At 69.1% G+C, this 2458-nt stretch carries 2 protein-coding genes; both read right to left on the minus strand.

The window, feature by feature from the left end:
* Positions 1 to 1706 (minus strand): ABC-F family ATP-binding cassette domain-containing protein (locus tag AC5RV2_RS17075; protein WP_494093328.1); only part of this gene is annotated, 1706 nt, incomplete at its 3' end.
* A 277-nt stretch (positions 1707 to 1983) separates the two neighbouring features.
* A partial coding sequence (locus AC5RV2_RS17080) for a helix-turn-helix transcriptional regulator (protein ID WP_494093329.1) occupies positions 1984 to 2458 on the minus strand: 475 nt, incomplete at its 5' end.

Genomic DNA, 2458 nt, shown 5'->3' on the forward strand with positions numbered 1-2458 from the left:
CATGCCCATGAAAAACTTGGAGGATTGGCGGTCGGCGCGCGCCTTCGTGCTGATCTCGTCTTCGAGAAGGATCCGCAGTTCCTGCCGTCGGTGCCGAAGACCAGGAACCGGTCGAAGCTGCGCGCGAACCAGCGGTCGTGGGTGACGGCCAGCACCGTGCCTTCGAAGGCGTCGATGGCCCGCTCCAACGCCTCCGCGGAATGCAGATCCAGGTTGTCGGTCGGCTCGTCGAGCAGCAGCAGGGTGGCGCCGGAGAGTTCCAGCAACAGGATCTGCAGCCGGGCCTGCTGGCCGCCGGAGAGCGAGTCGTACAGCTGTTCCGCCTGCCGGGCCAGGCCGTAGCGATCCAGGACGGCGGCCGCGGCCTCGCGGCCCAGGCCGGAGCGGTGGTCGTCGCCGCGGTGCAGGATGTCCACCAGGGAACGGCCCAGCAGGTCCGGGCGGACGTGGGTCTGGGCAAAGAAGCCGGGGCGGATCCTGGCCCCGAGCTTGACCGTGCCGGCGTGCGGCACGTGAGCGATCCGGACCTCGGAGACCGGCAGGTGCTCCTTCTCCGGGTCGGTGCCGCCGCCGGCCAGCAGACGCAGGAAGTGGGACTTGCCCGAGCCGTTGGACCCCAGCACCCCCACCCGGTCGCCGAACCAGATCTCGGTGCTGAACGGCTTCATCAGGCCGATCAGCTCCAGCTTGGTGGCCACCACCGCCCGCTTGGCCGTCCGCCCGCCCTTGAGCCGCATCTGCACGTTCTGTTCGATCGGCACGGCCTCCGGCGGCCCGGCCTCCAAGAACTTCTCCAGCCGGGTCTGGGCGGCGTGGTACCGGTTGGCCATGTCGGAGCGGAACGCGGCCTTGTTCTTGTACATGTTCACCAGCTCCTTGAGCTTGGCGTGCTCCTCGTCCCACCGCTTGCGCAGTTCTTCGAAACGGGCGTTGCGGTCGTCCCGGGCCTGCAGGTAGCTCTCGAAGCCGCCGCCGTGGACCCAGGCGGTGGCCCCGAGCGCGCCGGGTTCGAGCGTGACGATCCGGGTGGCGGCATTGGCCAGCAGTTCACGGTCGTGGCTGACGAACAGCACCGACTTTCGGGATTCCCGCAGCTTCTCTTCCAGCCAGCGCTTGCCGGGCACGTCCAGATAGTTGTCCGGTTCGTCCAGCAGCAGCAACTCGTCCGGGCCGGCGAAGAGCGCTTCCAGCACCAGGCGCTTTTGTTCGCCGCCCGACAGGGTCGATGCCGTGCGGTGCTGCGCCCGGTCGAAGGGCACGCCCAGGGCGGCCGTGGTGACCTCGTCCCAGACGGTCTCCTGCTCGTAGCCGCCGGCGTCGCCCCAGTCCGCGAGCGCTTGCGCGTACCGCATCTGGGTGGGCTCGTCGTCGTGCTCCATCATGGCCAGTTCGGCTTCATCCACTGCCCGTGCCGCCGCGGCGAGGGCCGGCGGGGCGGCGCCGACCAGAAGGTCGCGTACCGTGGTCCCGTCCCGGACCTGGCCGACGAACTGGCGCATGATGCCCATGGTGCCGGAGCGTGCCACGGCGCCCTCGTCCGGGGCGATGTCGCCGGCGATGATCCGTAGCAGGGTGGTTTTGCCGGTGCCGTTGGGTCCGATCAGCGCGGTTTTGGCGCCGTCGCCGACCTTGAAGCCGACGCCGTTGAGCAGCTGGCGGCCGTCGGAGAGGAAATAGGCGATGTTGGAGACGTCGAGATGGGCCACGGATCCAGTCTGTCATGGCCGCGGGCATACGAAATGGCCCAAAGTCAGGCCTCCCCATTAGCCAACTCACTTCGAGCCATTTCGTGTGCGGCATCGGATCCACCGCCCGAAGGCAGGTCCCCCCAACACGGATCCTGGTGCCGCCGCCTCCGGTGTGGTCTCCCGTTCCGGTTGCTGACACCTTCAATCATGGTCCCGGCGGCGTCGGTTTGCCAGATCCATCCACCCTAGTTAGGAAAACCTAGGGTGTGCCGCTGCGCCAACCCCCTGGCGGGGCTCAGTCCTGCCGGTCCAACACGGCCGCCAGTTCCTTGCGGGACGCAATCCCGAGCTTGGCGAACGACCGGGACAGGTGCCACTCCACCGCCTTGATGGTGATGAACAGTTCGGCCGCGATCTTGCGGTTCGTGAGCCCCTTGGCCGCCAGGGAGCAGACCCGGTACTCGGCCGGCGTCAGCCGGTCGGCCTTGTTCTCCGCGATCAGCGGCAGGTGGTGATCCTGCTGCGCGAGCAGGCGGGTCATGCGCCGGGCCACCGCGGCGGCCCCGATCCGGTTCCCCAGGACCAGCGCCTTGCGCGCCGCCGCCAACGCTTCCGTCCTGAACACCGCCAGCGCGTCGGCCTGCGCCGGCTGCAGGCAGATCTCGGCCAGGTCGGCCAGGGCCAGCGCCAGCTGGTAGCGGCCCTCGTGGGCTTCGAGCAGCGAGATGGCTTCGCGCAGCATGACGACGGCGCCCGGCCAGGGCTCGGCC

Source organism: Arthrobacter sp. Y3225116, assembly GCF_059091245.1.